The sequence below is a fragment of the Hymenobacter rubidus genome (genome assembly GCF_016734815.1).
In the GTDB taxonomy this organism is placed as follows: domain Bacteria; phylum Bacteroidota; class Bacteroidia; order Cytophagales; family Hymenobacteraceae; genus Hymenobacter; species Hymenobacter rubidus.
The window spans coordinates 1-1,190 of sequence record NZ_JAERQF010000074.1; the positions used below are offsets into that span (position 1 = coordinate 1).

The following is a 1,190-nucleotide window of genomic DNA, read 5'->3' on the forward strand; positions in this document are numbered from 1 at the left end:
GCCTGTTAAGCAATATAGTTATGGTTGGATGAATGAGGGTTGTGCGAAGACTTGAGCGGGTGTTTGGCCTCCTAGGCTTTGGTGGGGTCGTCGGTGGTTGTAGTAGGCAAAGTACGCCTGTAATTGGTGGTGCAGGTGGTGGCCATCGTCGGCGGGGTTTAAGTAGATGTGTTCCCATTTGACCGTGCGCCAGAGGCGTTCGATGAAGGCATTGTCGGTGGCGCGGCCCCGGCCATCGCGGCTGATGCGGCAGCCGGCGGCCAGCAGGGCCTGCTCATAGGCCAGGGAGGTAAATTGGCTGCCCTGGTCGGAATTGAAGATGTGCGGGGCCGGAGCCACGCGCAGGGCATCGGCCAGGGCCAGCAGGCAAAAGCCCACGTCGAGCGTGTTAGAGAGCTGCCAGCTGAGCACGTAGCGCGAGTGCCAGTCGAGCACGGCGGCCAGGTAAAGGAAGCCCTTGGCCATGGGCACGTAGGTAATGTCCGTGCTCCAGACCTCGTGCCGGGCGCTCGCGTAGCAGGTAAGGGTAAGACGTCACTCCCTGGCCAGGCGCACTTAAACGGGGCTTGGGGTAAACTGGCTCGTGGCCCATCAGGCGCACCAGGCGGCGCACGCGCTTGGCGTTAACAAGATGTCCCGCCAGACGCAGGTGGTCACGCAGGCCGAGCACACCTTTAAAATTATGCTGCGTGAACTCCTCATCAAGCAGGCGCATGAGGTCGAGGTTATAGGCGCTTTCTCCGCAGGGCTGGTAGTAAAAACTGCTGCGCGACAGGCCCAGGGCCTGGCAGCGGGCCTGCACCGAACTGGCTGGGCCGGCCTGCGCAACCAGGGCGCGTTGCTGGGCTACTGACATGGCCCCAGCGTTTTTTTTAGCAGCGCATTCTCCATTTGCAGCCGGCCAATCGCGGCGTAGAGCGGTTCCACGTCCGGTGCCGGTGCGACGGGCGCCGGCGCTTCGGCAAAGACCTGGGCCGCCTGCTGGCGCAGATGTAGCTTCCAGCGACTGATTTGGGCCGGCGCCAGTTGATAGCGGGCGGCCAATTCGGCTAGGGGCTGGCGCTCGGTCAGGGCGGCCAGCGCTACTTCAGCTTTAAACTCGGCCGTGTAGCGACGGCGGGTGCGTTTGGGACTCATGGCGTTGACTAAGATAGCCCGCCTTAACTGTCCAACTATTGGGGAGTACTACA

2 protein-coding genes and 1 pseudogene are annotated in these 1,190 nt (G+C 62.4%); 1 reads left to right on the plus strand and 2 read right to left on the minus strand.

All coding sequences use genetic code 11. The features are described from left to right. Positions 1–18 precede the first annotated feature (18 nt). Positions 19–501 (minus strand): annotated as a pseudogene (locus JKL48_RS22810) (IS3 family transposase); the annotation flags it as partial. A 130-nt stretch (positions 502–631) separates the two neighbouring features. Between JKL48_RS22810 and JKL48_RS22820 the strand changes: the two are divergent. Beyond that, positions 632–853: a hypothetical protein gene (locus JKL48_RS22820; protein ID WP_201987718.1), complete on the plus strand. Its 222-nt coding sequence runs from the start codon at positions 632–634 to the stop codon at positions 851–853. Here the strand turns inward: JKL48_RS22820 and JKL48_RS22825 are convergent. Further along, complete coding sequence (locus JKL48_RS22825) at positions 847–1,137, minus strand: transposase (protein ID WP_201987714.1); 291 nt, start codon at positions 1,135–1,137, stop codon at positions 847–849. The genes JKL48_RS22820 and JKL48_RS22825 overlap by 7 nt on opposite strands. Between the last annotated feature and the right edge of the window lie 53 nt (positions 1,138–1,190).

Coding starts and splice junctions, on each gene's coding strand:
- JKL48_RS22820 (WP_201987718.1), top strand. CDS start 632: ATGTCCCGCCAGACGCAGGTGGTCACGCAGGCCGAGCACACCTTTAAA.
- JKL48_RS22825 (WP_201987714.1), bottom strand. CDS start 1,137: ATGAGTCCCAAACGCACCCGCCGTCGCTACACGGCCGAGTTTAAAGCT.